Here is a 26995-nt window from a genome sequence, read left to right as displayed (position 1 = left end):
AACCGCAACCCAACCGCCGGATTCCGCTCGCGCGTGTCGAGGTGATCACTCGCGCGGCGGCACCGCGATCACCGTCATCGAGCCGGGCGCCACCTCGGTGAAACCGGCATCGCGCACCGCCACCGCGCGTCCCGCCGCCACCTCGGCCACCAACCCTGCCCACCGATGTTCGCCGGCGTCGCGCACAGCACACCGGAACCCGCGCTCGGCCCACGCGCTCGCCGCCTCCACCGCCAGCGCACCCGCCAGCAGCATGCTCGCGTGTCCTACCTGCGCGGCCGCCTTACCCACCGACATCTCCAACGCCGCGTTCACCCAGAGCACCGGCAGGGTGGGATCCACCGGGCCCGGCTCGTCGTGGTCGAGATCGGTACCGCCGATCTGGAGTTTGCGGATGCGCTGATCGATCTCCCCGACGGGACCGGGGACGAACGCTCGGGCCTGCACACCGTCGACATCGACAGTCACTCCATCGACGTCACCCGCGGCCACCCACTGCGCACCACGCGCCCGCCTGGCGACCTTGCGGATGCGCGACCGCTTCCACGCGAGGTACCGCGGCTCCCACTCCCCGCCCGGTCCCGAACGCGGGTCGAGGCACACCGCGACCGCCGCGGCGGCCGCGGCGGCCAGCAGTGCGCTCCGGGCGGGCGGATCGGCCTTGGGAATGTGCAACACCAGCTGCATCGCCTGCACCATGGCCGGGTCGTCGGGGTCACCGCCGCCGCCGTAGCCCTGCGCCAATTCCGCGTGCCGAGCGGCGAATTCGGCCGCCTCGTCGCGGACCGGTGCTGCGGTCTGCTCCTCGGTTTCCAACCCACTACCCATGCCACAACACCATTCGTTCGACACCAGTCCGCCCGCCAGCCTAATAGCGCGCTCGACCGGTGGTCTTCGCGCGGCCGCGTCCGACGAGTCCACTCCGCATCCAGCGCGGCCCCGAGCTCAGTTCACCCGGATCCGCACTATAAAGGTTGGCTCGGGCTCGATCGACGGCTCACTGGACGGCCCGTAGACGAACTCGAGCGAGGTGTCGCCGCGCCCGACCGCCCGGAACGGCCACACGCTGGTGTTGCCCGCACTGGTCGGGCCGCCGTCGGCGATCAGGATGCCCTCGTCATCGTTGATCTTCGCCCATTGGCCGGTCGAGGCGGGGTCCTGCCACAGCCGAACCAGCACGCGCTGACCCAGCGTCGCCTCGACCGTGGTGCCGTTGGCGGACTGCTCGATCGTCAACGGGGCCACCGGGGTCTGCGGGACGGCGGTGGGTTGCAGGGTGACGTTGTACGGTTGGGCCTTGTCGTCGCCACATCCGGCGGTCAATCCGCCGAGACTCGCCACAGCGACCAGGACGAGCAATGACCTGCGCACAGCAGCCTCCCAGTGACGAACGATGACGACGACTCCGGCTATCTCGTCGTCACTCTACGTCCTGCGCCCGCGCGATCGGGCCTACCTGCCGAGCAGCGGAACCCGTCGCACGCCGCCGTCGCGCGCATCCGCCGCTTCCACCTCGTCGCGGGTGACGCCGAGGATGAACAGCACCGCGTCCAGGTAGGGATGCGACAGCGCCGTGTCGGCTACCTCGCGCAGCGCGGGCTTGGCATTGAACGCCACGCCGAGCCCGGCGGCGTTGAGCATGTCGATGTCGTTGGCGCCGTCACCGACCGCGACGGTCTGCTCCATCGGCACCCCCGCCTCGGCCGCGAACTTGCGCAGCGCGGTCGCCTTGAACGCCCGGTCGACGATCTCGCCGACAACCCGCCCGGTGAGCTTGCCGTCGACGATCTCGAGGGTGTTGGCCTGGACGAAATCGAGTTCCAGCTCGTGTGCGAGCGGCTCGATCACCTGCCGGAACCCGCCCGAGACCACACCGCAGCGGAAGCCGAGCCTGCGCAGGGTGCGAATCGTGGTGCGCGCGCCCGGGGTGAGCTCGATCCGCTCGGCGACCTCCTCGATCACCGACTCGTCGAGACCTTCGAGGGTGGCCACGCGCTGACGCAGCGATTCGGCGAAGTCGAGCTCGCCGCGCATCGCCGCCTCGGTGACCTCGCGGACCTGGTCCTCGACGCCGGCGTGCGCGGCCAGCATCTCGATCACCTCGCCGGTGATCAGCGTGGAGTCCACGTCGAACACGATGAGCCGCTTGGCACGGCGTGCCAGCCCGGCCCGTTCCACCGCGATGTCGACCTGTTCGGCGACGGCCACCTCGGCGAGTGCGGTGCGCAGCCGCGCGTCGCCTTCGTCGCTGGTGTCGGTCGCGGTGACCATCAGTTCCATGCCGGTCACCGGGTAGTCGGCGATGCCACGGATGGAGTCGATGTTGGCGCCACCGGTGGCGAGTTCGCGCGAGATCGCGCTGAACGCCTTCGCGGTGACCGGGGCGCCGAGCACCACGACGGCGTGCGTGGACATCGGCGGCTTGCCGATCTGCGCGTCCACCGACACGTCGACCTGCATGCCGACGGTGTTCATCGCCTCTTCGAGCTCGTCCTGCAACGCCTCGGGGTCGTTGGGGCACGACACCAGCACCCCGAGGGTGAGTCGACCCCTGATGACCACCTGCTCCACGTCGAGCAAACTCACCTGATGCCGGGACAGCGTCGCCAGCAGCACCGACGTGACGCCTGGTCGGTCGGGGCCGGTGACGGTCACGAGAACTGTGGTGTCGGCCAAGTCGATCTGCTCCATATCCGCTCCTTTGCTCCGATGAGCCGTGACCGTCCCACTTCGCAAGGAAAACGCGCATGCACCTGCTGGTTCTTCAGCAGGTGCACACCCTGTCGTTCGGTGGTGTCTTACTTCTTCGCGAGCGCGTCTTCGGACACGTGCGTGCTGTGCTTACCCGAGCCCCAGCCCACGTGCGCCTCGGCCTTCATGCGCTCGACCATGTGCGGGTAGTGCAGCTCGAACGCGGGACGCTCGGACCGGATGCGCGGCAGCTCGTAGAAGTTGTGGCGCGGCGGCGGGCAGGTGGTTGCCCACTCGAGGGAGTTGCCGTAGCCCCACGGGTCGTCGACCGTGACGACCTCGCCGTAGCGGTAGCTCTTGAAGACGTTCCAGATGAACGGCAGCATCGACGAGCCGAGGATGAACGCACCGATCGTGGAGATCGTGTTCAGCGTGGTGAAGCCGTCCGAGGGCAGGTAGTCGGCGTAGCGACGCGGCATGCCCTCGGCACCGAGCCAGTGCTGGACCAGGAAGGTGGTGTGGAAGCCGACGAAGGTGGTCCAGAAGTGCCACTTGCCCAGCCGCTCGTCCATCATGCGGCCGGTGATCTTCGGGAACCAGAAGTAGATACCCGCGAAGGTCGCGAACACGATGGTGCCGAAGAGCACGTAGTGGAAGTGCGCGACGACGAAGTACGAGTCGGTGACGTGGAAGTCCAGCGGCGGCGAGGCCAGGATGACACCCGACAGACCACCGAAGAGGAAGGTCACCAGGAAGCCGATCGACCACAGCATCGGTGTTTCGAAGGTCAACTGCCCCTTCCACATGGTGCCGATCCAGTTGAAGAACTTCACACCGGTCGGGACCGCGATGAGGAAGGTCATGAAGGAGAAGTACGGCAGCAGCACCGCGCCGGTGGCGTACATGTGGTGCGCCCACACCGCGATCGACAGCGCCGCGATACCCAGCGTCGCGTAGACCAGCGTGGTGTAACCGAAGATCGGTTTGCGGCTGAACACCGGGAAGATCTCCGACACGATGCCGAAGAACGGCAGCGCGATGATGTAGACCTCGGGGTGGCCGAAGAACCAGAACAGGTGCTGGTAGAGCAGGATGCCGCCGGTGGCCGGGTCGTAGATGTGACCGCCCAGGTGGCGGTCGTAGGCCAGACCGAACAGCGCCGCGGTGAGCAGCGGGAACGCCAGCAGCACCAGGACGCTGGTGACCGCGATGTTCCAGGTGAAGATCGGCATGCGGAACATGGTCATACCGGGTGCGCGCAGGCAGACCACGGTGGTGAGCATGTTGACGCCACCGAGGATGGTGCCGAGGCCGGACACGGCCAGACCCAGAATCCACAGGTCGGTGCCGACACCGGGCGAGTGCAGGATGTCGGTGAGCGGCACGTAGGCCGTCCAGCCGAAGTCCGCCGCGCCGCCGGGGGTCACGAAGCCCGCGGTCGCCATGGAGCCGCCGAACAGATACAGCCAGTAGCTGAACGCGTTCAGTCGCGGGAAGGCGACGTCGGGGGCGCCGATCTGCAGCGGCAGGATGATGTTGGCGAAGCCGAACACGATCGCCGTCGCGTAGAACAGCAGCATGATCGTGCCGTGCATGGTGAACAGCTGGTTGAACTGCTCCGGTGAGAGGAACTGCAGACCCGGTCGGGCCAGCTCGGCGCGCATGAGCAGCGCCATGAGTCCACCGACCAGGAAGAAGCTGATCGCCGTCACCAAGTACATGGTGCCGAGCACCTTGGGGTCGGTGGTGGTGACCGCCTTGTAGAGGAACGAGCCCTTCGGCCCGGTCCGGGCCGGATACGGTCGAGTCGCTTCCAACTGAGGGACTGGCCTGGGCTCTACCGCAGTCACTGATCCTCCTGAAGATGCCTGTACGTCACTCGCAGGCCCCGCCGCGTCCCGGGAACGAACAGCAGCAGACATGCGTTGGAGTGAATCGTAAACCGTGCTGCCGCAGCATTCCGCGCGGGTCCTACTCTGTGTCGTATTCGGCGCGCCGTAGATCGCGATCCCGATCTTCCTCCGCAGGTCGCGTGGGTGCAACGGTTGTCGGCGATGACTTTTCGGCGGTCGGCGCGTCATGATCGATGCCGACGCGCGAACATGCCAGCGTCTGAAGACGCGCTACCCCTGCAGCCGAGGAGAAGTCATGTCGTTGCACCCGAAACCCGGTGATCCCACCTGGGTCGACCTCTACACTACCGATCTCGACCGCGCGATCGCCTTCTACGGCGAGCTGTTCGGCTGGACCGCCGAACGCGGCGGCGAGGAATTCGGCGGCTACACCACCTTGCGCAAGGACGGTCGCGCGGTGGCGGGCGCGATGGGCCGTCACGACGATCCCGGCGACCCGTATCCCGACCGCTGGACCGTGTACCTGAACTCCCCCGATGCCCTTGCGACGACCGCCGAGGCGAGCCGAGCGGGCGGCAATGTGATTGTCGAGCCGATGGCGGTCGCCGATCTCGGAGCGATGGCGGTGCTCGCCGATGTGGGCGGAATCGGGGTCGGGGTCTGGCAGGCCGACACCTTCGCCGGCTTCGAGGCGGTCGGCATCGTCGCCGACGGCACCTGGACCGACCATGTCGGCGTCCCGTCCTGGTTCGAGCTGATGACGCGCGCCTACGACGAGTCCCTGGTCTTCTACCGCGAGGTCTTCGACTGGCGCGACACCCTGACGATCGCCGACACCGAGGATTTCCGCTACACCACCATCCACGCCGTACCGCCGATGGGCGGCGGCATCATGGATGCGGCGGGCCATCTCGCCGAGGGCGTACCCGGCTCGTGGACGGTCTATTTCGGCGCCGACGACGTCGACAAGTCCGCCGGACAAGCGGTGGCCCTCGGCGGCACCATCGCCTTCGAACCCATGAACACCCCCTACGGTCGCCTCGCCGGGCTGATCGACCCGACCGGCGCGCACTTCAGCATCGGCGGAAACCCCCGCTGACCGAGGCGCTCCCCCCTAGGGGTGGTAATCGATCCCCCTGGGAGTTGGCGCATCAACGCTGGGGTTGCTGTCGGATTCCCCTCCCGACGGCGAGATTGGAGGTGTAGCAAAAACACCCGCCGACAAGCCTTCGAGGGGAACCCGATGAGCACCATGGTCACCGCACCCGCCGACAACGTCATCGGGCTGCGCCGCCCGTCCGGCGCACCGATCGCCGCCGGTCAGCTCGCCGACGCCGACCTGGACCGTTGGGCGAACCGCCTGGCCCGGTTGCTGCTCGCCCGTGGCGCCGAGGCGGGCGAGCGGATCGCTCTCGCCGTGGATCCCCGGATCGAGGCGGTCGTGGCCGAGGCGGCGGTGCGCAAGATCGGTGCGATCCCGGTGCCGCTGACCGATGGCGCGTCCACCGCCCCCGGCGCAGGATTCGGGATCACCACCAAGGCTCGCCGGGCCGAGCTCACCGACGGCGCCGACTGGCTGGTGCTCGACGACCGGTCGACCCTGCAGCGCTATCTGGTCAGTTCCGACGCGCCGCTGGTGGCCGCCGAACTGCGGGCAGTCTCCTGAACCCATTCCGATGCGGTCCGCGCTGGTCCAGAATGAACATAGCGCGCAGTACGCACCGGCGAGTACTACCAACCAGGTAGCTGCCCGACGGTCGGGGACAACTCGTGAACGCCCAGCTCGAGACATGAGAACGCAGGTTCGCTCATGATCGCACCAGACGGCCCTTTTCCCTTGTCCGCCGCCCAGCGCGGCATCTGGTTCGCCCAGCACATCGCCGGCGATACTCCCATCTCCATCGCCCAGTACGTCGAATTGTCCGGCGCGATCGACCACACGCTGCTCACCGAGGCGGTCCGGCGGACCGGCCGCGAGTTCGGCACCGGCTACCTGCGACTGGTCGACGTCGACGGCCAGCCGCAGCAGATCGTGGACCTGACCCTCGACGAGGACATGGTCCAGGTGGATCTCCGGGACCGCCCCGATCCGGAAGCGGCCGCGCACGCCTGGATGCGCGCCGAGTACACCGCACCACTGGATGTGATGCGCGACCGATTGGTCTGCCTGGCCATGCTGCGGGTCGCCGAGGATCGCTGGTTCTGGTACTCGCGCATGCACCACATCGTGTTGGACGGGATGGGCGCGCTTGCCCTGGTCCAGCGCGCCGGTGAGCTCTACAACGCCGCCTTCGACGGCCGCGAGCCGCCACCGGCCAAGGCCGAGCCGTTGCAGCAGATCGTCGACGCCGATCTGGCCTACCGGACCTCCGACCGCTTCGCGACCGACCGCGAGTACTGGCGCGCTCACCTGGCCGACCTGGCCGATCCGGTGACCCTCGCCGGCCGTGCCGCCGAGGTCGACGGCCACCCGAACCGGGTCGCAGGCGCACTGCCCGCGGCGACGACCGTGCTGCTGGATTCCGTTGCCGCGGCGGTGAACTCGGGGGTCGCCCCCACGGTGGTCGCCGCGTTCGGCGCCTATCTCGCCGCGATGACCGGTGCGCCGGAAGTGATCTTGAGCCTGCCGGTGTCCGCGCGGACCTCGGCGACACTGCGCCGTTCGGGCGGCATGCTCGCCAATGTCGTACCGCTGCGGGTCACCCTCGACCCCACGACGACCGTCGGCGCGGTGATCCTCGCGGTCCAGGCCGAGCTGACCGGCGCGTTACGCCGTCAGCGCTATCGCCAGGAGGACATCGTCCGCGATCTCGGCTGGGCGATGGACGAGGCCGCGTCGTTCGGTCCTGCCGTGAATCTGATGATGGTGGACACCAGGATCGCCCTCGGCCCGGTCGTCGGGCGGCTCAATGTGCTCACCTCGGGCCTGATCGACGATCTGTTCGTCAACGTGTATCCCGGCGTCGGCGGCGAGAGCACCCACATCGATCTGCAGGGCAATGGAAACCTCTACAGTGACGCCGATCTGGCGGCCCACCACGATCGCTTCCTGATGTTCCTGCACCGGTTCCTCGTCGCCGGGCCCGATGCCCCGCTGTCGACGGTGCCTGTGCTCTCGGTCGCCGAGCAGGCCGCCTCGGTGCCCGCGCGTGGTCCGGCCGGGGTCGCGACGAAGACCCTGCCCGAGATCCTCGCCGCGGGCGCCGCGATCGACCCGGACGCGGTGGCCCTGCGCTGGGGCACCGGCGACACGCTGAGCTATCGCGAGGTCGACGACTACACGAATCGGCTGGCACGCCTGCTGATCGCCGCGGGCGCTCGCCCCGAACACGGTGTCGCACTGTCCATTCCGCGTTCCGCGGAGTCGGTGCTCGCCACCATCGCGGTGGCAAAGACGGGCGCGCCGTTCGTCCCGATCGATCCGGCCTATCCCGAGGACCGGATCGAGCACATGATCGACGACAGCGGCGTCGTCACCGGTGTGACCGTCACCCAGGTACGTAAGTCCTTGCCCGACAAGGTCGATTGGCTCTCACTCGACGACGAAGCCACCGTCGCGCACCTCGCCGTACAGGACCCCGCCCCGATCACCGATGCCGAGCGAACCGCCGCGATCGAGCCCGATCAGGTCGCCTACATCATCTACACCTCCGGGTCCACCGGACTACCCAAGGGCGTCCTGGTCGCACACCGGGGCCTGGCGAATCTCGTCGCGAGTTCGGGCGCCGGATTCGGCGTCGACTCCGACTCTGTTGTCGCCCACGCGGTGTCGCCGAGCTTCGATATCGCCGTCGAGGAGATTCTGGTGACCCTGTCCGCGGGCGCGGCCCTCGCGGTGGTCCCGCCGTCGGCCTACGCGGGCGAGGACATGGCGCGGGTGCTGCGCACGCATCGCGTCACCCATCTCGATGTCACCCCGGCCGTCGCCGGTTCCCTCGACCCCGCGACCCTGCCCGACCTGCGCACGATCGTGGTCGGTGGGGACGCGTGCCCGCCGGAGCTGGTGTCGAAGTGGGCCGGGCGCGCCCTGATCAACGGCTATGGACCCACCGAGACCACCATCACCACGACGCTGAGCGAACCGCTGGTCCCCGGCGCCCCGGTGACCATCGGCAGCCTCGTCCGTGGCGTGTCCGGCCTGGTGCTCGACCCCTGGCTGCGACCGGTTCCGGCGGGCACCGTGGGCGAGCTGTACCTCGCCGGCCCCGGCGTCGCGCGTGGCTATCACCGGCGCAGTGGCTTGACCGCGACCCGGTTCGTCGCGAATCCGCACGCGCCGGGTGAGCGGCTGTATCGCACCGGCGACCTGGTGCGATGGACCGACCGCGACGGCAGGCTCACCCTGGAATACCAGGGCCGCACCGATTTCCAGGTGAAGGTACGCGGCTACCGGATCGAGCTGGGCGAGATCGATGCCGCCCTGCAGCGGCTTCCCGAGATCGATTTCGCGATCACCCTCGGCGTCGAGACGGCCACCGGCGCGACCGCGCTCGTCTCCTATGTCACGACCGAGCCGGGCGCCGAGGTCCATCCCGAAGCCGTCAAAGCTGCTGTCGGCGAACGACTTCCGGCCTACATGGTGCCGGCCGTAGTGATGGTTCTGGACGAGGTGCCGCTCACCCCGCTCGGCAAGGTGGATCGAAAGGCTTTGCCCGCACCGGATTTCAGCGCCCGCACCGTCACCAGCCGGGCGCCGTCGACACCGCGTGAGCAGGCCCTGGCAACCCTGTTCGCCGAGGTTCTCGGGCTCGACGCCGTCGGAGTCGACGAGAGCTTCTTCGCCCTCGGGGGCGACAGCATCGTTTCCATCCAGCTGGTCTCGCGCGCGAAGGCCGCCGGTATCTCGTTCAGCGCCCGCGATGTCTTCGAACGCAAGACGGTCGCCGCGCTGGCTGCGGTCGCCGACGAGACCGAGGTCCATGTGGTCGACGAGCTACCCGGTGGCGGTGTCGGCGAGGTGGCCCTCACCCCGATCGTGCACGCGATGATCGAGCACGGCGACACCTGGGGCCGCTACGGGCAGGCCGTCCTGATCGGGCTGCCCGCCGACATCGACCGCCCCAGGCTCGCGGCCGCGCTACAGGTCCTGCTCGATCATCACGATCTGCTCCGTTCTTCGCTGCGCCGAACCCCGGACGGCTGGGAATGGATTGTCGCCGAACGCGGTTCGGTCGACGCCGAGACACTGATCGATGTGGTCGACGCCGACACCGAGGTCGCGGTCGACCGGGCCTTGCGCGATGCCGCGGATCTGCTCGATCCCACCACGGGCGCCGTTGCCCGGTTCGTCGTGATCGAACGCGCCGGCGCCGACTCGCTGTGCTGGCTGGTCCTGCACCACCTGGTCACCGATGGTGTCTCGTGGCGAATCCTGCTGCCGGACTTCGCCACTGCGGCCTTCGGCGGCGCGCTCGATCCGGTCGGCACGTCCTTTCGCCGCTGGGCGCACGGCCAGGCCGGCAACGCCGCGACACGCATCGACGAACTGCCGATCTGGCAGCGAATCCTCGCCACACCCGACCCCTCGTTCACCCGGGCCAACGGCCATGACCTCAACAGGATCACGACCGGCTCTTCCTCCGATCCCACCGATCAGGCCGCCGGCACGGCGAAGAGCACCTCCTTCGATCCGACCCTCGACGTGGTCGCCACCATGGCGCAGTGGCAGACAACGGTGCCTGCCGACATCGCACACACCGTCTTGCACACCGTGCCCGAGCAGTTCCATTGCGGCGCGGACGATGTGCTGCTCACGGCACTCGCCATGGCAGTGTGCCGGTGGCGCGACCGCACCGGCGCCGTGTTGACGCTGGAAGGCCATGGCCGCAGTGAGTCCCTGCTGCCCGGTGCCGATGTCGCGCGCACCGTGGGCTGGTTCACCAGCGTGTACCCGGTGGCGCTCGACCTGGCGGAGATCGATCTCGGCGACGCGTTCACCGGCGGCCCCGCGGCGGGGTCGGCGATCAAGGTGACCAAGGAGCAGCTGCGTTCGGTCCCCGATCGCGGTGTCGGCTTCGGGCTGCTGCGCTATCTGAACGACGAGACCGCCGCGGCGTTGGCGAACGCGCCGACTCCCCAGCTGAGCTTCAACTATCTCGGCAGGGCGGTGACCGGCGACGATCCCTGGGTCCCGCGGCGCTTCGCCGCGACCAACGACGACCGCGCGCCGCTGGCCGCCGTCGTCGACATCAACGCGGTGCTGACCGAGGCCGGACTGGAAGTCACCTGGGCCTACGCGAGCAGGCTGCTCGACGAGGCCGACGTGCGCGAGCTGGCCGACCTGTGGTCGCAGGCCCTGCACGCGCTCGTCACCCATGCCTGCGCCGGCGACGCGGGTGGCCGTACCCCCTCGGACTTCGAGCTGGTCACGCTCGATCAGTCCCAGATCGAGCGCTGGGAGCACACCTTTCCGAAACTCACCGATGTCTGGCCGCTCTCGCCGCTGCAGTACGGCCTGCTCTTCCACTCGCTCTACGACTCCGATACCGCCGACGGTTACACCGTCCAATCGCTGCTCACCCTGGCAGGCACCGTCGACGCCGCCCGGCTGCGCGGCGCGGCACAGGCGCTGATCGATCGGCACGAGAATCTGCGCGTGGCCTTCATGGAGACCGACGACGGCCCCCGCCAACTGGTCCTCTCCGCCGCCGAGATCCCTTGGCGGGAGCTGGATCTCACCGATATCACCGACGACGAGCACCGCGCACGCGAACTCGGCCGGACGATCGAACTCGACGCGCTGACCCGGTTCGACCTCACCCGTCCCCCGCTGCTGCGCTTCACCCTGATCAGGACCGCACCGGAGATCTTCCGGCTCGTGATGACCAATCACCATCTGGTGCTGGACGGTTGGTCGACGCCGCTGCTGGTGCGGGAACTGCTCACGCTGTACGTCACCGCGGGTGACGCGTCGATGTTGCCGCCCGCCCGGTCCTATCGCGAATTCCTGTCCTGGCTCGAAGATCAGGACACCCAAGCCTCGCTGGCCGCGTGGAAGCAGGCGCTGGCCGGAATCGACACGCCGACCCGCGCCGTCCCCACGCTCGCCGGGATCGAGTCGACCGAGACCGCGATGCTCTCGCAGGATCTGTCCGCCGCCACGGTCGCGGTCCTCGAGTCGGCCGCCCGGGAAGCGGGCGCGACCGTGAACACCCTGGTCCAGGTGGGCTGGTCGATGCTGCTGGCCATGCTCACCGGCCGCACCGATGTGGTGTTCGGCGCCACGGTGTCGGGTCGGCCGCCGGAGCTGCCCGGTGTCGAGGAGATGGTCGGGCTGTTCATCAACACCGTTCCGGTACGGGTGAGGCTGGATCCGTCGGAGAAGGTGTCGGACCTGCTGGCCCGCGTGCAAGCCGAGCAGGCCCGGCTCATGGACCATCAGCACATCGGCCTCGCCGCCATCCACCGCACCGTCGGTCTGGCCGAATTGTTCGACACCCTCACCGTTTTCGAGTCCTACCCCATCGATCGCGAGGCACTGTCCCAGGCCTTGGACATCGCGGGCATGCGGGTGCTCGATGTCGAGGGCACCGACGCGACGCCATACCCGTTGAACCTCATGGTGATTCCGCTGCGTGGCGAGGCCGGTGCGGGCGACGCCCTGCGCATCACCGTGAAATTCATGGCCGATCAGCTCGAACGCACTGCGGCGCAATCACTCCTGGACCGGTTCATCCGCCTGCTCTGCCAGCTCGCCGAGAACCCGCATGCAGTGGTGTCCCAGCTGCGGACGTGCAGCGACACCGAATTGGCCTCGCTCGCACCGGTTCACGGCCCGCCCCCCTTGCCGATGCGCACGCTCGCCGACATCCTGACGGCGGGCGCGCGGATCGATCCCGACGCGATCGCGGTCAGCGCGGGCGAGCTGCGGATGAGTTACGGCGAACTCGACGCCTGGTCCAATCGATTCGCCCGGGTCCTGCTCGGTCGCGGGATCGGCCCCGAGATATTCGTCGTGCTCGCGCTGACCCGGTCGCTGGAATCCGTAGTCGCCGTGTGGGCGCTGGCCAAGACCGGTGCGGCGTTCGTCCCGCTGGATCCGAGCTATCCGGTGGAGCGGATCGAGCACATGCTCACCGATTCGAAGGCCCCGATCGGCGTCACCGTGACGGCCACCGGCGAAGACCTGCCCGGGTCCATCGACTGGCTACTGCTCGACGATCTGAACACCATGCGCCGCGCCATGCTGGTCTCCGATGCGCCGATCACCGATGCCGAACGCGGCGGCCCTGTCGATATCGACCACACCGCCTACCTGATCTACACCTCCGGTTCCACCGGCAAGCCCAAAGCGGTGTTGCTCAGCCACCGCGGCATCGCCAATCTCGTTGCCGCCCAGCGGGAAACCCTGGCACTCGATCCGTCCGCCAGCGCACTTCAGGTCGCCTCCCCCAGCTTCGACGCCTCCGTTTTCGAAATGCTGACCGCGCACGCGGCGGGTGGACGGCTGGTCGTGTCACCGCCGGAGGTGTACGGCGGCACCGAACTCGAGACGCTGCTGCGCACCGAACGGGTCACCCACGCGGTGATCACCCCGTCGGCACTGGCGACGATGGAGCCCACCGATCTCACCGATCTGCGGGTGCTCTCGGTGGCCGGTGAGGCCGCCACGCCCGAGCTCATCGAGAAGTGGGCCGCGGGCAGGCGGATGGTGAATCTGTACGGCCCCACCGAGTTCAGCATCTGGGCGAGCGGACCGGCCGAGCTGGTCGCGGGCGAGCCGGTGACCATCGGCGGACCGATTCGCGGTGCGGCGCTGGTGGTGCTGGACAGCTGGTTGCGGCCGGTGCCGACCGGCATCGCGGGCGAGCTGTATCTGGCCGGGCCCGCGCTGGCGCGTGGCTATTTCAACCGATTCGAGATGACCGCGAGCCGGTTCGTCGCCAACCCCTTCGGCATCGCCGGGGAACGGATGTACCGCACCGGTGACATGGTGCGCTGGGTCGCGGGCGAGAACTCCGTGCTCACGCTGGAATATCTGGGCCGCAGCGACTTCCAGGTCAAGATCCGGGGCCTGCGGATCGAACTCGGCGAGATCGACGCGGTGCTCTCGCGTGCCGACGAGGTCGACTACGCGGTGACGATCGGACGCGAAGGACCGGCGGGCGCCACCGTGCTCGTGTCCTACGTACTGCCCGTGCCGGACATCGAACTCGACACCGAAACACTGCGCGCGCAGGTCGCGGCGGAACTGCCCGGCTACATGGTGCCCGCCTATGTTGTTGTCCTGGAAGATATCCCGCTCACCCCCGTCGGCAAGCTGGACCGCAAAGCCCTTCCGATACCGGACTTCTCGGCGACTCAGCAGTCCCATCTCGCGCCGCGCACCCCGATCGAACAGGCCGTCGCGGAGGTGTTCGCCGACGTGCTCGGCAGTGAGCGGGTGAGCGTCGACCAGTCCTTCTTCGAGCTCGGCGGCAACTCGCTGAGCGCGACAAAGGTTGTCGCCCGGGTCAATTCGGCACTCGGCTCCACCATCGCCCTGCGCGATCTGTTCGACGCACCGAGCGTCGCCCAGCTCGCGTCGCGCGTCGTCCCCGCCGCCGAGGGCACCGCGGGCCGACCGGCACTGGCCCCGCGCCTGCGCCCCGACCGCATTCCCCTCTCCCCCGCCCAGCAGCGCATGTGGGTACTCAACCAGCTCGACCCGGCGTCGTCGGCCTACAACATCGCGATCGCCCTTCGCCTCACCGGAACCCTGGATGTGGCTGCCCTGCGCCGAGCACTCGCCGACGTGGTCGAACGCCAGGAAAGCCTGCGCACGCGCTACCCCGCCGACGCCGAAGGCCCACGCCAGGTCATCGTCGGCATCGACACCGCCACCCCGGCGATGCCGATGATCGACACCGAAGACGGTGCACCACTGCGGGATCGGATCAACGAACTGGCGGGAACCGGATTCGACCTCACCCGCGAGCCCCCGCTGCGCGTCGGCCTTTTCCACCTCAACGGCGGTCCCGACACCGAACGCTCCCCGAGGTCGGGTAGCTCCCTGAGTCCCAGTGGTTCGCGGGCCTTCGACACTCGCCCGAGTCCCCACGGCGCACACCGCACGCCGGCCTCCCACCCGAGTGCCGAGGACACGCACGGCCCCAATGTCGTTGTCCCAGTGCATGTTGTCGTCCTAGTGGTGCACCACATCAGCGCGGACGGCGCGTCGATGGCGCCATTGGCTGCCGACCTGGTGGCCGCCTACTCGGCACGGGTGGCAGGTGCGGCTCCCACTCAGCCTCCGCTCGCCGTGCAGTACGCCGACTTCGCGCAGTGGCATCGCGAGCTGCTCGGCAGCGGATCAGATACGGAATCCGTGGCGGCACAGCAGATCAAATACTGGAGCGAGACGCTCGCCGACGCACCGGACGCCCTGGAACTGCCCACCGACCGCCCCCGCCCCGCGGTACAGACGATGCGCAGCGACGACGTCGGCTTCAGCATCGACGAACAGACCCACCGCGCGCTGATCGGTTTCGCCGCCGCGAACACTGTGAGCGTCTTCATGGTGGTTCACGCCGCCCTCGCGGTTCTGCTGGCCCGACTCGGCGGCACCGGCGATGTCGTCATCGGCACCCCGATCGCGGGTCGCGGCGAGGCCGCGCTCGACGACCTCGTCGGCATGTTCGTCAACACCCTCGCCCTGCGCACACCGGTCGACCCCGGCACCGGCTTCCGGCAGCTGCTCGCCACCGTCCGCACCACCGACCTCGACGCCTTCTCCCACGCCGACGTACCGTTCGAACAGCTCGTCGGGGCACTCGACCCCACCCGATCGACCGCCCACCACCCGCTGTTCCAGGTGTCGCTGTCGCTGCAGAACTTCATCGAGCCGGTGCTCGAACTGCCCGGCCTTCGCTTCGAAGTCGAGGACTTCGACCGCCGCTGCTCGGCCTTCGACCTCACCCTCGATCTGCGCGAACGGTTCGGCGAAACAGGACCGGAAGGCATCGAGGGCGTCCTGACCTACGCGACGGACCTGTTCGACGCCGGCACGGTCGCCACCTTCGCGACCCGCTGGCGGCAGGTGCTCACCACCGTCCTCACCGACATCGACATCCGCCTCGCCGACATCGACATCCTCGCCGAATCCGAACGCGCGGAGCTGATTCCGGTCCGCGGCCCCGCCACCGCGGGCACGACCACCTTGGCCGAACTGCTCACCACCACCGCCACAACCTTCCCCGACCGACCCGCACTGGTCGCCAACGCCACCACGGCCTCCGCGGCCCAGCCAAGGCCTGTCACCGACACCACCGCGCCCCTGCTCGAACAACCCGAACCGGCGGCCGGGACGACATCCACGGACCAGCCCCGGGTCACCGCAGCGGCACGCCTGGAACAACCCGCGCAGGTATCCGACACGACCACCTACCGCGCCCTGAACGCCCGGTCGAACCAGCTGGCCAGGCTGTTGATCGAGACGGGGGCCCATACGGAAACCGTGGTAGCGCTGGGCCTCCCACGCTGTGCCGAGCTGCACATCGGCATGTGGGCCGCGGCGAAGGTGGGCGCGGCGTTCCTGCCGGTCGACCCGAAGCATCCGGCGGACCGCATCGACCACATGCTCACCGATTCCGGCGCACAGGTCGGGATCACGCTCGCCGAGTATCGGCCGCAGCTCACCGATACCACCCACTGGTTAATCCTCGACGACGCCGACGTCGCCGCCCGCCTGGATGCCACCGACGACGCCGACATCACCCCCGAGGAGCTTCCGGTCCCGATCAGAGTCCAGAACCCGGCCTGGATGATCTACACCTCCGGCTCCACCGGCACCCCGAAGGGCGTCACCGTCACCCACCGCGGCCTGGCCGACCTGGTCGCCGCCCAGCGCGCCGACCTCACCCTCGACGAACACGCCCGGGTACTGCAAGTCGCCTCCCCGAGTTTCGACGCGTCGATCTTCGAGGCGCTCATGGCATTCGGTTGCGGTGGCGCGTCGGTGATCGCACCTCCCGATGTCTTCGGCGGCGCACTGCTCGCGGAATTGATCGCCACCGAACAGGTCACCCACATGGTGATCACGCCGTCGGCTTTGGCCACCATCGATCCCGCCGAGGTGTCGAGCCTGCGGGTACTCGCGGTCGCGGGTGAGGCGGTCGGCCCCGATCTGGTCGCACGCTGGTGCGGCGGTGCGGGCAGCCGGACAATGGTCAACCTGTACGGACCGACCGAATACACCATCTGGGCAACAGGATCCGAGCCACTGTCCGCTACCGAACCGGTCACCATCGGCACCCCTGTTCGCGGTGCGGCGGTCCTCGTCCTCGACGACCGGCTGCGCCCGGTACCCGTCGGCGTCGCGGGAGAGCTGTACCTCGCAGGCACCGCCCTCGCGCGGTGCTACCACGCCCGACCCGGCTTGACCGCGGCTCGATTCGTTGCCAACCCTTTCGGCGCGCCCGGCGAATTCCTCTATCGCACAGGCGATCTAGTGCGATGGACTCACACCAGCAGCCCTGCCCAGCCCGACCGCCCTGCGCACACCGACAGCCCTGCCCGGTCCGACCGCCCCGCGCAGCCCGACGGCACCGCCGGTGCGCCATCCGGATTGGCACTGGAATACCTCGGCCGCACCGACTTCCAGGTGAAGGTGCGCGGTCAACGCATCGAGCTCGGCGAGATCGACGCGGTGCTCGGCGCCATCGACGGCGTCGATCTCGCTGTGACACTGGGTGTTCCAGGACCCACCGGCGCTACCGCGTTGGCCGCGTACCTGGTGCGCATGCCCGGCGCGAACCTCGACATCGCACACGTCAGAGCCCTGGCAGCCGACACACTGCCCGCCTATATGGTGCCCGCCGCCTTCGTCGTGCTGGACGAGATCCCCATCAACGCGGTCGGCAAGCTCGACCGAAAAGCCCTGCCGGAACCGGTGTTCGTCACCGACGACACCCCGTACCGCGCACCGGGGACGCCGACCGAACAGGTGCTCGCCGAGGTCTACGCCGAACTGCTCGGCCGCGCACAGGTCGGCATCGACGATTCGTTCTTCGCCCTCGGCGGCGACAGCATTCTGGCCATCCAGCTCGTCACCCAGGCGAAGCTGCGCGGCGTGCACTGCACACCACTGCAGGTCTTCGAACACCGCACGGTCGCGGCACTCGGCGCGGCCGTCGATGCCGCGGACACGGTGCAGGCGCTCGCGGAACTGCCCGGCGGCGGCACCGGTGACCTGCCACTCACCCCGATCGTGCGGTACATGATCGAACGCGGCGGCGATTTCGACCGGTTCGCCCAAACCGCGGTAGTGGAACTGCCCGTCGGCATCGACCGCGCCCAACTCGTCACCACCCTCACCGCCGTGATCGACCGGCACGACATGCTGCGGGCGCGCCTGTGGGCGGGCGAGGACGGCTGGCAGCTGCAGGTGGCCGCCCCCGGTTCGATCGACGTCGACGCACTCGTGCACCGCACGGCCTTCGACGCCGTCACCGACCCGGTCGAGCTGCGGGAATACGCGCAGACCGAGCTCGATTCCGCCATGAACCGCCTGCACCCGGCCGACGGCGTGGTACTGCAATTCGTGTGGCTCGACCCGGTCGGCGACGCCGGTTCACACACCCGGCCCGGGCGCCTGATCATCGTGGCACACCACCTCGCGATCGACAGCGTGTCATGGCGAATCCTGGTGCAGGACTTGATCGCCGCCTGGGCCCAGGTGTCCGCGGGCGCCGCACCGGTCCTGCCCGATATCGGTACCTCGATGCGGCGCTGGTCGTATGCGCTCACCGAGCAGGCCCATTCCGAGCGCCGCCGCGCCGAAATCCCGTACTGGCAACAGGTGGTGAACGGCCCCGACCCGCTGCTCGGTACCCGCCACCTCGATCCGGCCACCGATCAGGCGCGGACGGTCCGCCGCCTCGACATCGAGGTCGCTCGAGACACCACGACCGCCCTGCTCACTACCCTGCCCCGCCTGTTCCACGGCAGCGTCACCGACGCGCTGCTGGCCACCCTGGCACTGGCGCTGGTGCGCTGGCGCGCCCGCCGAGGCGTGGACGAACCCTCGGCGCTGTTGCGTCTGGAAGGCCATGGCAGACAGGAAGAAGTCGTGCCCGGCGCCGACCTGTCGCGGACCATCGGCTGGTTCACCACCCTGTACCCGGTGCGGCTCGATCTCACCGACATCGATTTCGAGGACGCGCTGGCGGGCGGCCCGGCGATGGGCACGGCCATCCGCCGGGTCAAGCACGACCTGGCCGCGGTCCCGGACAAGGGCATCGGATTCGGGCTGCTGCGCTACCTGAATCCCGAAGCAGCCGAACAACTCCCGGCGCGCCTACCCGGCCAGATCTGTGTGAACTACCTCGGCAGGCACACCTCCGTCGACACTCCCACCGGCCTCGAAGGTCTCGGCTGGCTCCCCACCGACGCGCTCGGCGATCTCGAGGCGGCCGAGCATCCCGGGATTCCGATCATGTCGGCGATCGATATCAACGCCATGGTGGTCGGCAACCGCCTACGGGCCGACTTCGGTTACGCGGCAGAGCTTGTGGCCCGCGAAGATGTCGCCGAACTCGCGACGCTGTGGGCCGAGGCACTCGGGGCGGCAGCTCGATTCGCCGAAACCCCAGCGGCCCAGGCAGCTTCGGCCGACGAAGCCGCCGCCATGACAGCGCACACAGCGGCGATCGCGGAGCCAGGGCCGACCGGTCTCGGACTCGATGTGCTGCTGCCGATCCGCCCCGGCGGGGACCGGCCCGCGCTGTTCTGCGTCCACTCCTCCTCCGGAATGTCCTGGAGCTACCTGGGATTGGCCGAACAGCTACGACCAGGACGACCGATCTACGGACTCCAGGCCCCCGACCTCAGCGGTCGCGAACCGTCGGCCCGCTCGATCGAGGAATTCGCCCGGCGCTACGTCCGCGAGATCCGCGAGGTGCAGCCGAGGGGCCCCTACCACCTGCTCGGCTGGTCCTTCGGCGGTCTCATCGCCCAAGCGATGGCGGTAGAACTGGCCGCCGCGGGCGAGCGGGTCGGGGTCGTCGCACTCCTGGACACCGATACCGCCGACATCGACGGTGACACCATCGAGCGGCTCTCGGCGGGCGCCTTCATCAATACCTTCGGCGCCATCTTCGGCATCGACGACGTCCCCGCCGAATCGACCGCCGAGCAGGCGGCCGAGCTCATCACCACCCGGCTCGGCGGGATCGAGCTCATCGACGCGGCGACCATCGAGCGGATGGCGGGCTCCTACAACGCCTCCGCGGGCACCCGGACCGGATATCAGCGGCCGGTCTACGACGGTGACATCGTCTACTTCAGCGCCACGGTCGACCCCGCCGAATGGATGGGGCCCGACGGCTGGCGGCCCTACGTCACCGGCGATATCACCAACCACGACGTCGATGTGACCCACGACGACATGACCAATCCCTACGCACTGTCAGTCATCTCGCCACTGCTCGACGACCACTTGGAAGCAGGAGACCGGATATGAGCGTCGATCACACTCTCGTGCAGAGCAACCCGCGCACCGGTGGTGTCGTAGTCGAAGGGATCGAGAAGTCCTTCGGCGACGTTCACGCCCTGCGCGGCGTCGATTTCGAGGCAGCCCCCGGTGAGGTGCTCGGTATCCTCGGCCCCAACGGCGCGGGCAAGACGACCGTGGTGAACATCCTGTCCACACTCGTCACACCCGACCGCGGGCGGGCGGTGGTCGCCGGACACGACGTCGTCGCAGATCCGGCCGCGGTCCGCAAGCGCATCATGCTGACCGGGCAGTACGCCGCGCTCGACGACATGCTCAGCGGCTACGAGAACCTTGTCATGTTCGGCAGGCTGATGGGCCTGCGCAAGCCGGCGGCGCAGGCGAGGGCCAGGGAACTGCTCGCCGAATTCGATCTGGAAGCGGCGGCGAATCGGCGCGTCGGCACCTACTCGGGCGGCATGCGGCGCCGCATCGACATCGCCTGCGGGCTGGTGGTGCGGCCCGATGTCGTCTTCCTCGACGAGCCGACCACCGGCCTCGACCCCCGCAGCCGACAGGGCGTCTGGGACCTGGTGCGCAGCTTCAAGACCGCGGGTATCACCACCCTGCTCACCACCCAGTATCTGGAGGAAGCCGATGCGCTCAGCGATCAGATCATCGTGATCGACCGCGGCGTGGTGATCGCCTCCGGCACCGCGGACGAGCTGAAACAGCGCACCGGCGGCAGCTACTGCGAGATCGTGCCCCTGGATCTCGAAGGGCTGCCCGCCATCGTCGCCGCACTCGGCTCGCTGCTGCCCGCGGAGAACCTGGCGGCGCTGACCCCCGAATCGGATCGCATCACCATCCCGGCGCCCGACGGCGCCAAGACTCTCGCCGAGGCCCTGCGACGACTCGACAGCGCTTCGGTCGAACTCGTCGACATCGCCCTGCGGCGGCCCTCGCTCGACGATGTGTTCCTGCAGATCACCGGCCATCTCGCCTCGGCGGAAACCGAAGCGAGGGTCTCCTCGTGACGGCCATCACGTGGCAGACCAATGCCCGGGCCATGCCCGACACCCTCCAGCAGTGGTGGGTGCTGACCGCCCGGCTGATCGTGCCCTCGATCAAATCCGGCGAGTTCCTGGCATCGGTCTTCGCACCCGCGGCCTTCACGGCCAGCTTCTACATCCCGCTGAAAACCGTGATGACGTTCTCCGGCAACGGTTTCAGCAGCTACGCCCAGTACATGATGCCGCTGGTGATCCTGCAGGCCGCGGCGTTCACCGCGATCTCGGCGGCCTTCCGCTCGGCCTCCGATTCCGTCGCCGGTCTCAACCGCCGCTTCGGCGCGATGCCGCTGCGCCCGCTGGTCCCGGTCGCGGCGCGGATGTCGGCCAACCTGTTCCGGCTGCTGGTCTCCCTGGCCGCGGCGGTCACCGCGGGCTATGTCATCGGCTTCCGATTCCGGCTCGACGCCGCGCACACCCTCGGCTTCCTGGCGTTCTCGCTGCTCATCGGCCTCGCGTTCACCCTCGGCGCGGACGTGATCGGCACGCTGTCCAAGAGCCCGGAAGCCACCTCGCAGGCGCTGGTGCTGCCACCGTTGATCTTCGGCATGCTCTCGACCGGTCTCGCGCCGGCGAGCCAGTTCCCGCAGTGGATCCAATGGTTCGTCCGCAATCAGCCGGTCTCCCAGTTCGCTATCGTGCTGCGCGCGCTGGCCGGTGACACCTTGGGCAATGCCGGAACGGCGACCTTGGCGCTGATGGGCCCGTCGCTGCTCTGGCTCGCCGCCATGGTGGCGATCTGCCTACCGGTGGCCATCCGGCTGAGTTCGAGGAGGGCATGATGGCAGAGCTGGAGACATCGGTGGGGTCGCTGATCCGGCACACGCTGATCCAGACCGAACGGCTGCTGGTGCGCTGGGCACGCAATCCGATCACGCTGCTGGAGACCCTGCTCATCCCGTGCCTGCTGCTGGTGATGCTCGACATCGTGGTCGGCGGTCAGATCGAGAAGTTCACCGGTGGCGATGCCCTCTACGGTTCGGTCCCGATGGTCGCCCTCGTCGGCGCGCTGTCCGGTGCCGTCGCGAGCGGTGTGCTGCTCGGCCGCGAACGCGACGCGGGCCTGCTGGCCCGATTCTGGGTGCTGCCCGTGCATCGTGCCTCCGGGCTGGTCTCGCGCATCCTCGCCGAGGGCTGCCGCATCGTGCTCGGCACCGTGGCGGTGGTGATCGTCGGCTTCGGGCTCGGCTTCCGCTTCCACCAGGGGCCACTGGCCGCGCTGGTGTTCGGGCTGGTCCCCGTGGTGTTCGGGCTCGCCTTCGCCACCATTGTCACCGCCGTGGCCGTCTTCACCGCGAAGGCCTCGCTGGTCGAGGGCATCACGATCCTCACCTCGCTGATGATGTTCTTCAGTACCGGATTCGTGCCGATCGTGGCCTTCCCGACCTGGATTCAGCCGGTGGTGCGCAACCAGCCGATGTCGGTCGCCGTCGACGCCATGCGCGGTCTGTCCGATCAGGGTCCGATCGCCCGGCCGCTGCTGCTCACCCTCGCCTGGTCCGGCGCCGCCGTGCTGTTGTTCGCCGTGCCCGCCGCCATCGGCTTCCGGCGCGCGAGCCGCCGGTAGATCGGCCCGCGGCACTCGCACCGGCGGCCACGCAGTACCCTCGTGCGCATGCTGGCGAGCGCCCGAAACCGCACCCGATTCCGTCGCACCGCCGAGCAGGGCGGGCGCGTCCGCTCGCGCGGCTTCGTCGTGGCTGCCGCGTTGCTGTGCGCCGCCGTGCTCACCGCGGGGTGCGCGGAGAAGACCGATGACGCGAGCACGATCATCCGCACCACCACGAACATCGCGGGTGCGGGCGTGGTCGGCGCCGATCGCGACACCGCGACCGCGTGCCCGTTGCCGAGCGCGCCCGATGCGGGCTCCGGCACGACCCGCACGGTCACCCACACCGCCGGGGTCTCGCAGGTTCCCGCCGACCCGCAACGCATCGTCGTCCTCACCACCTCGGCACTCGACGCGGCCTGCGCGCTGGGCCTGTGGGAGCGGGTCGCGGGCGCGGTCACCCTCGACGGTGATCGTTCGCAGCCGATGTACCTGGGTTACGGCGTGGTCGAGGTGCCCAGCGTCGGACCGATCGGTCAGCCCGATCCGGCCCGGATCGCCGAGCTGAAGCCCGACCTGATCCTCGGCGACGTCGCGCCGACCGCAGGTGGTTACGAGGCACTGAGCAAGATCGCCCCCACCGTCCTGATCGGTGCGGGCGGCAGCTGGCAGTCCGATTTCGCCGCCTACGCCGCGGGTATGAACCGCGACGGCGCCGCCGACCTCGCCCTGCGGAACTACCTCACCGAGGCCCACGACCTCGGCCCCGCCCTGAACGCGCGCCAGTCCCAGGCTTCGGTGCTGCGCTTCACCTCCGGCACCACTCAGATCCAAGGTTCGGAAACCTTTGCGGCCCAAGTCCTTTCCGACGTGGGCGTGCAACGCCCGACCGCCCAGCGCGGTCCGTCCTTCGACATCACCGAAGCCGACCTCGCCACCAAAGCCGAAGGCGACCTCATCTACGTGATGTTCGATGGCCCCGACGGCGAGAAACACGGCAAACAGGTCCTGCGCTCCGACCAGTTCGAAGAACTCGGCGCCTCGACCGACAAGCGTGTCTTCGCGGTCGACGACAAGATCTGGCACACAACAGGTCTCACCGCCGCCCGCGCAATCCTCACCGACCTGCGCAACAGCCTCAACGGCTACGTCACCGACTGACTCCCAGCGCGGCTGCACCACAACCACGCCGACATCCGATCAGCGCATGTTCAGCCGAAGATCTCGCCGACATCGGCAGCGGTAGCCGCGCGCCGCAACCACGCGGTGAGCTGGTCGACATCAGCGCATTCCTCGATGCGGGCCCGCTGGACAGCGGAAACAGTGAGGTGACGGGCGTCCAGAACAGTGAGGATGCCGCCGACAAGCCCCTCTTCGCGACCCTCTTCACGACCTTGCGCGACATATTTCCGTGCGATCCGACCCTGATACTCGTACGTCATGGTCATCATTTCCTCCAACCTTCGGCTGGCCGCCTCGGACAACACCTCATCGACCAGGTCATGGTACATCCGGGCCCGCTCATCATCGGTTTTTGTCAGCCCTACCAGCAACGATTCGAACGCCTCATCCTTACGAGGACCATTGCCATGCGCCATCGCGGACAGCACAGCACGTTCCGGTGAGGACTGGGCTTGCAGCGGATCGGTGACAACGGGCATATCGTGGGGGCCGAGGGCCAGCGGACACAGCACGTACCCCGGATGACCGGTGTCGATCGGCTGTCGGGCCCATGCAGGGTGGGCGACGCGGGGTCCGAGGACCCGTTCGAGGGCGGGGTGGATGCTGGTGAGCAAGCCGCGGATGCGGTTGCTGGTGCGGGTCGCTTCTCCGGCCAGGTCGTCGTCGAATCCGACGAGAACACCGAGCTCGGTCAGTGTTTCGTCGCCGGTGTCGACCTGGCGCAACGTGTGCGGCATGGTGCGGGCGGCATCAGCGATGATGTGGGCGTCGCGGGCGTCGGTCTTGGACTGGCCAGGGTAGAGATCGGCGATGCGACGCATCGACAACCCGGGCAGGTAAGCGATGTCGTGGCCGCAGGCCCGAGCGACGGTGACCGGCAGCACGCCGATGGTGTTGGGTTGATCGACCACGATCAACAACCGGCCGTGGGTGGCGAGCTGGTCGAATACCGCCCGTAGCCGGGCTTCGTCGTTGGGCAGGGCCTTGTCGAAGAGTCGTTTGCCGTTCGGGTCGAGACCGACTGCGTGGTGCTCGCCTTTACCGACGTCGATGCCGCAGAACACGGCGTATGCCTGTGTCACTTGGTGTTTCCTCGTCGAGTGAGAAACCGCTGGTGGAACGGTCACCGATCGAAGCGTCAACGCCCGGCACCCACGTTACGAAGAGACCTGTGTTCCGGCCCTGTCCCCATTAGCGGTCCGTCGACGCCACCGGTGCCCGGCGATACCACCCCCCGGATCATGCGTTCGACTTGGGGAAGTAGTCATACCGGGTCCGGTGACCGTGGGCCTGGTCTCAGGCCCACGGTCAAGGTAACGAGGGGATCAAATATTCTTGATTCGAGCACGCGCGGCGATGTTGCTCCTCGGGCCTGGGTGGTTGACGCCCTCAGCGCGGTGAACGGTCCGCGGCAGCGGCCAATCCCAGATGGACGATCTCGATGAAAGCCGTGAGATCCCTGATCAGCGCGTTGATTTCGCCCGTCGCGCCTGCGTCGGTGTGGAGCCAGTCGGCGACGGTCTCGAACAGACCGCCGATCGTGGAGACGGCCAGGGCGTGCAGGTCTACGCCGATTCCCCCGGGGGGAACGAATCCGTATTCACGCCACAGGATTTCGAGGAACTGAGCGGCCCAGCGGCGGTTGACGCGCCGCTGCTGTTCGACCTTTGCCGAAATGCCGCTGGCCTCACCGAAAGTCACCTTCGCCACGCGCGGGTCATCGACCATCGAATGGGCGAAGGCGCCGATCACGGCGGCGACCACGTCGTCGCGATCGCCCGAGGATTCGGACAGCGCGGTGGCGACCATGTCCTGCGCACGCTCGCTCTGCTGCTGTAGCAGCGCCAGGTAGCAGTCTTCTTTGCTCTCGAAGAGTTCGTAGAAGGCTTTGTTGCCGACGAAGGCGGTCTGGCAGATCTGCTCGATCGCGGTGTTGACGTAGCCGTCGGCGGCGATCAGGTCGAAGGCGGCGACCAGGATCTGTTCACGCCTGCGCGCACGGCGCTGTTCGGCGTCCAGGCCCTGGATGCGCCGGGAGCGGACTTGGCTCTTGTCGGTCGACGTCACGCAGCTCAGCCTACAGATTGCCGAATATAAACAAGACATCTTGTTCTAAAAAAGGAACCGTGCTGCAATCAGGATCACCTATCGAAGGAGATGCCATTACACCCGACCGACCGCCCCGCAATAGCAGAACGGCGGCGGAATACGCTCCGCCGCCGTTCGAATCGAGTTCGCTCAGAACTCCCAGTCCGAGTCTTCGGTGTTGATCGCCTTGCCGATGACGTAGCTGGAACCCGAACCCGAGAAGAAGTCGTGGTTCTCGTCGGCGTTGGGTGACAGGGCCGACAGGATCGCCGGGTTCACCTCGCACTCGTCCTTCGGGAACAGACCCTCGTAGCCGAGGTTCATCAGCGCCTTGTTGGCGTTGTAGCGCAGGAACTTCTTGACGTCCTCGGTGAGGCCGACCTCGTCGTAGAGGTCCTGGGTGTAGTCGACCTCGTTGTCGTAGAGCTCGAAGAGCAGCTCGAAGGTGTAGTTCTTCAGCTCATCGCGCTCGGCCTGCGAGACCAGCTCGAGGCCCTTCTGGTACTTGTAGCCGATGTAGTACCCGTGCACGGCCTCGTCACGAATGATCAGGCGGATCATGTCGGCGGTGTTGGTGAGCTTGGCCCGCGAGGACCAGTGCATCGGCAGGTAGAAGCCGGAGTAGAACAGGAAGCTCTCCAGCAGCGTGGAGGCCACCTTGCGCTTGAGCGGGTCGTCGCCGTTGTAGTACGACAGGACGATCTCGGCCTTGCGCTGCAGGTTGCGGTTCTCCTCCGACCAGCGGAACGCCTCGTCGATCTCCTTGGTGGAGCACAAGGTGGAGAAGATGGAGCTGTAGCTCTTGGCGTGCACCGACTCCATGAACGCGATGTTGGTGTACACCGCCTGCTCGTGCGGGGTGAGCGCGTCGGGGATCAGCGAGACCGCGCCGACGGTGCCCTGGATGGTGTCGAGCAGCGTCAGGCCGGTGAAGACCCGCATGGTGAGCTGCTTCTCGTCAGGGGTGAGGGTGTTCCAGGACGGGATGTCGTTGGACACCGGGACCTTCTCGGGCAACCAGAAGTTGCCGGTCAGACGATCCCAGACCTCGGCATCCTTCTCATCGGGCACCCGATTCCAATTGATGGCCGACGCCCGATCGATGAGCTTCATTCCGCCTCCACACCTTTCCGCCAGACCTGATGACCCGCAC

General features: G+C 68.1%; 13 protein-coding genes and 1 pseudogene. 7 read left to right on the top strand and 7 right to left on the bottom strand.

Annotated elements, in window-relative coordinates; genetic code table 11:
- Positions 1 to 45 precede the first annotated feature (45 nt).
- From ACTWPB_RS15350 to ctaD, 4 genes are all read right to left on the bottom strand, one after another.
- A complete protein-coding gene (locus ACTWPB_RS15350; RefSeq protein ID WP_446221350.1) occupies positions 46 to 828 on the bottom strand; it encodes a peptidyl-tRNA hydrolase in 783 nt (260 codons plus the stop codon).
- A 117-nt stretch (positions 829 to 945) separates the two neighbouring features.
- Entirely contained in the window at positions 946 to 1371 is a 426-nt protein-coding gene (locus tag ACTWPB_RS15345) for a hypothetical protein (RefSeq protein ID WP_446221349.1), read from the bottom strand.
- A gap of 81 nt (positions 1372 to 1452) precedes the next feature.
- On the bottom strand, positions 1453 to 2691 hold the full coding sequence (serB, locus tag ACTWPB_RS15340) for a phosphoserine phosphatase SerB (protein WP_446221348.1): 1239 nt from the start codon (positions 2689 to 2691) through the stop codon (positions 1453 to 1455).
- A gap of 107 nt (positions 2692 to 2798) precedes the next feature.
- Positions 2799 to 4541 (bottom strand): aa3-type cytochrome oxidase subunit I, encoded by a 1743-nt coding sequence (gene ctaD, locus ACTWPB_RS15335; protein ID WP_446221347.1) that lies wholly within the window; start codon positions 4539 to 4541, stop codon positions 2799 to 2801.
- 298 nt (positions 4542 to 4839) lie between these two features.
- On the opposite strand from ctaD, the gene ACTWPB_RS15330 reads away from it, so the two are divergent.
- The 7 genes from ACTWPB_RS15330 to ACTWPB_RS15300 all read left to right on the top strand — a co-directional run bounded on the left by ACTWPB_RS15330 (position 4840) and on the right by ACTWPB_RS15300 (position 23733).
- Positions 4840 to 5643 carry a VOC family protein gene (locus ACTWPB_RS15330; protein WP_446221346.1) on the top strand — a complete coding sequence of 268 codons (804 nt, stop codon included), beginning with the start codon at positions 4840 to 4842 and terminating at the stop codon, positions 5641 to 5643.
- A gap of 144 nt (positions 5644 to 5787) precedes the next feature.
- Complete coding sequence (locus tag ACTWPB_RS15325) at positions 5788 to 6210, top strand: AMP-binding protein (protein WP_446221345.1); 423 nt, start codon at positions 5788 to 5790, stop codon at positions 6208 to 6210.
- A 144-nt stretch (positions 6211 to 6354) separates the two neighbouring features.
- Complete coding sequence (locus ACTWPB_RS15320) at positions 6355 to 19983, top strand: amino acid adenylation domain-containing protein (protein WP_446221344.1); 13629 nt, start codon at positions 6355 to 6357, stop codon at positions 19981 to 19983.
- Positions 19980 to 20990 (top strand): ATP-binding cassette domain-containing protein, encoded by a 1011-nt coding sequence (locus ACTWPB_RS15315; protein ID WP_446221343.1) that lies wholly within the window; start codon positions 19980 to 19982, stop codon positions 20988 to 20990. The genes ACTWPB_RS15320 and ACTWPB_RS15315 overlap by 4 nt, the downstream gene beginning before the upstream one ends.
- The gene (locus ACTWPB_RS15310) at positions 20987 to 21805 is read left to right on the top strand and encodes an ABC transporter permease (protein WP_446221342.1); all 819 of its coding nucleotides are present in this window, start codon (positions 20987 to 20989) and stop codon (positions 21803 to 21805) included. Before ACTWPB_RS15315 ends, ACTWPB_RS15310 begins: the two co-directional genes overlap by 4 nt.
- Positions 21802 to 22590, top strand: coding sequence for an ABC transporter permease (locus ACTWPB_RS15305; RefSeq protein WP_446221341.1), 789 nt, complete (start codon positions 21802 to 21804; stop codon positions 22588 to 22590). The genes ACTWPB_RS15310 and ACTWPB_RS15305 overlap by 4 nt, the downstream gene beginning before the upstream one ends.
- A 48-nt stretch (positions 22591 to 22638) precedes the next feature.
- Entirely contained in the window at positions 22639 to 23733 is a 1095-nt protein-coding gene (locus tag ACTWPB_RS15300) for an ABC transporter substrate-binding protein (RefSeq protein ID WP_446221340.1), read from the top strand.
- A 572-nt stretch (positions 23734 to 24305) separates the two neighbouring features.
- Here ACTWPB_RS15300 and ACTWPB_RS15295 read toward each other — a convergent pair.
- The 3 genes and pseudogenes from ACTWPB_RS15295 to nrdF all read right to left on the bottom strand — a co-directional run.
- Positions 24306 to 24836: pseudogene (locus ACTWPB_RS15295) on the bottom strand (IS110 family transposase); the annotation flags it as partial.
- A gap of 307 nt (positions 24837 to 25143) precedes the next feature.
- On the bottom strand, positions 25144 to 25821 hold the full coding sequence (locus ACTWPB_RS15290) for a TetR/AcrR family transcriptional regulator (protein WP_446221339.1): 678 nt from the start codon (positions 25819 to 25821) through the stop codon (positions 25144 to 25146).
- 171 nt (positions 25822 to 25992) lie between these two features.
- On the bottom strand, positions 25993 to 26955 hold the full coding sequence (gene nrdF / locus ACTWPB_RS15285; RefSeq protein ID WP_446221338.1) for a class 1b ribonucleoside-diphosphate reductase subunit beta: 963 nt from the start codon (positions 26953 to 26955) through the stop codon (positions 25993 to 25995).
- Positions 26956 to 26995: the final 40 nt, after the last annotated feature.

It is taken from the genome of Nocardia sp. IBHARD005, assembly GCF_052814245.1.
Note: the sequence above shows the minus strand (reverse complement) of the source record. Positions and strands in the feature narration are given on the sequence as shown.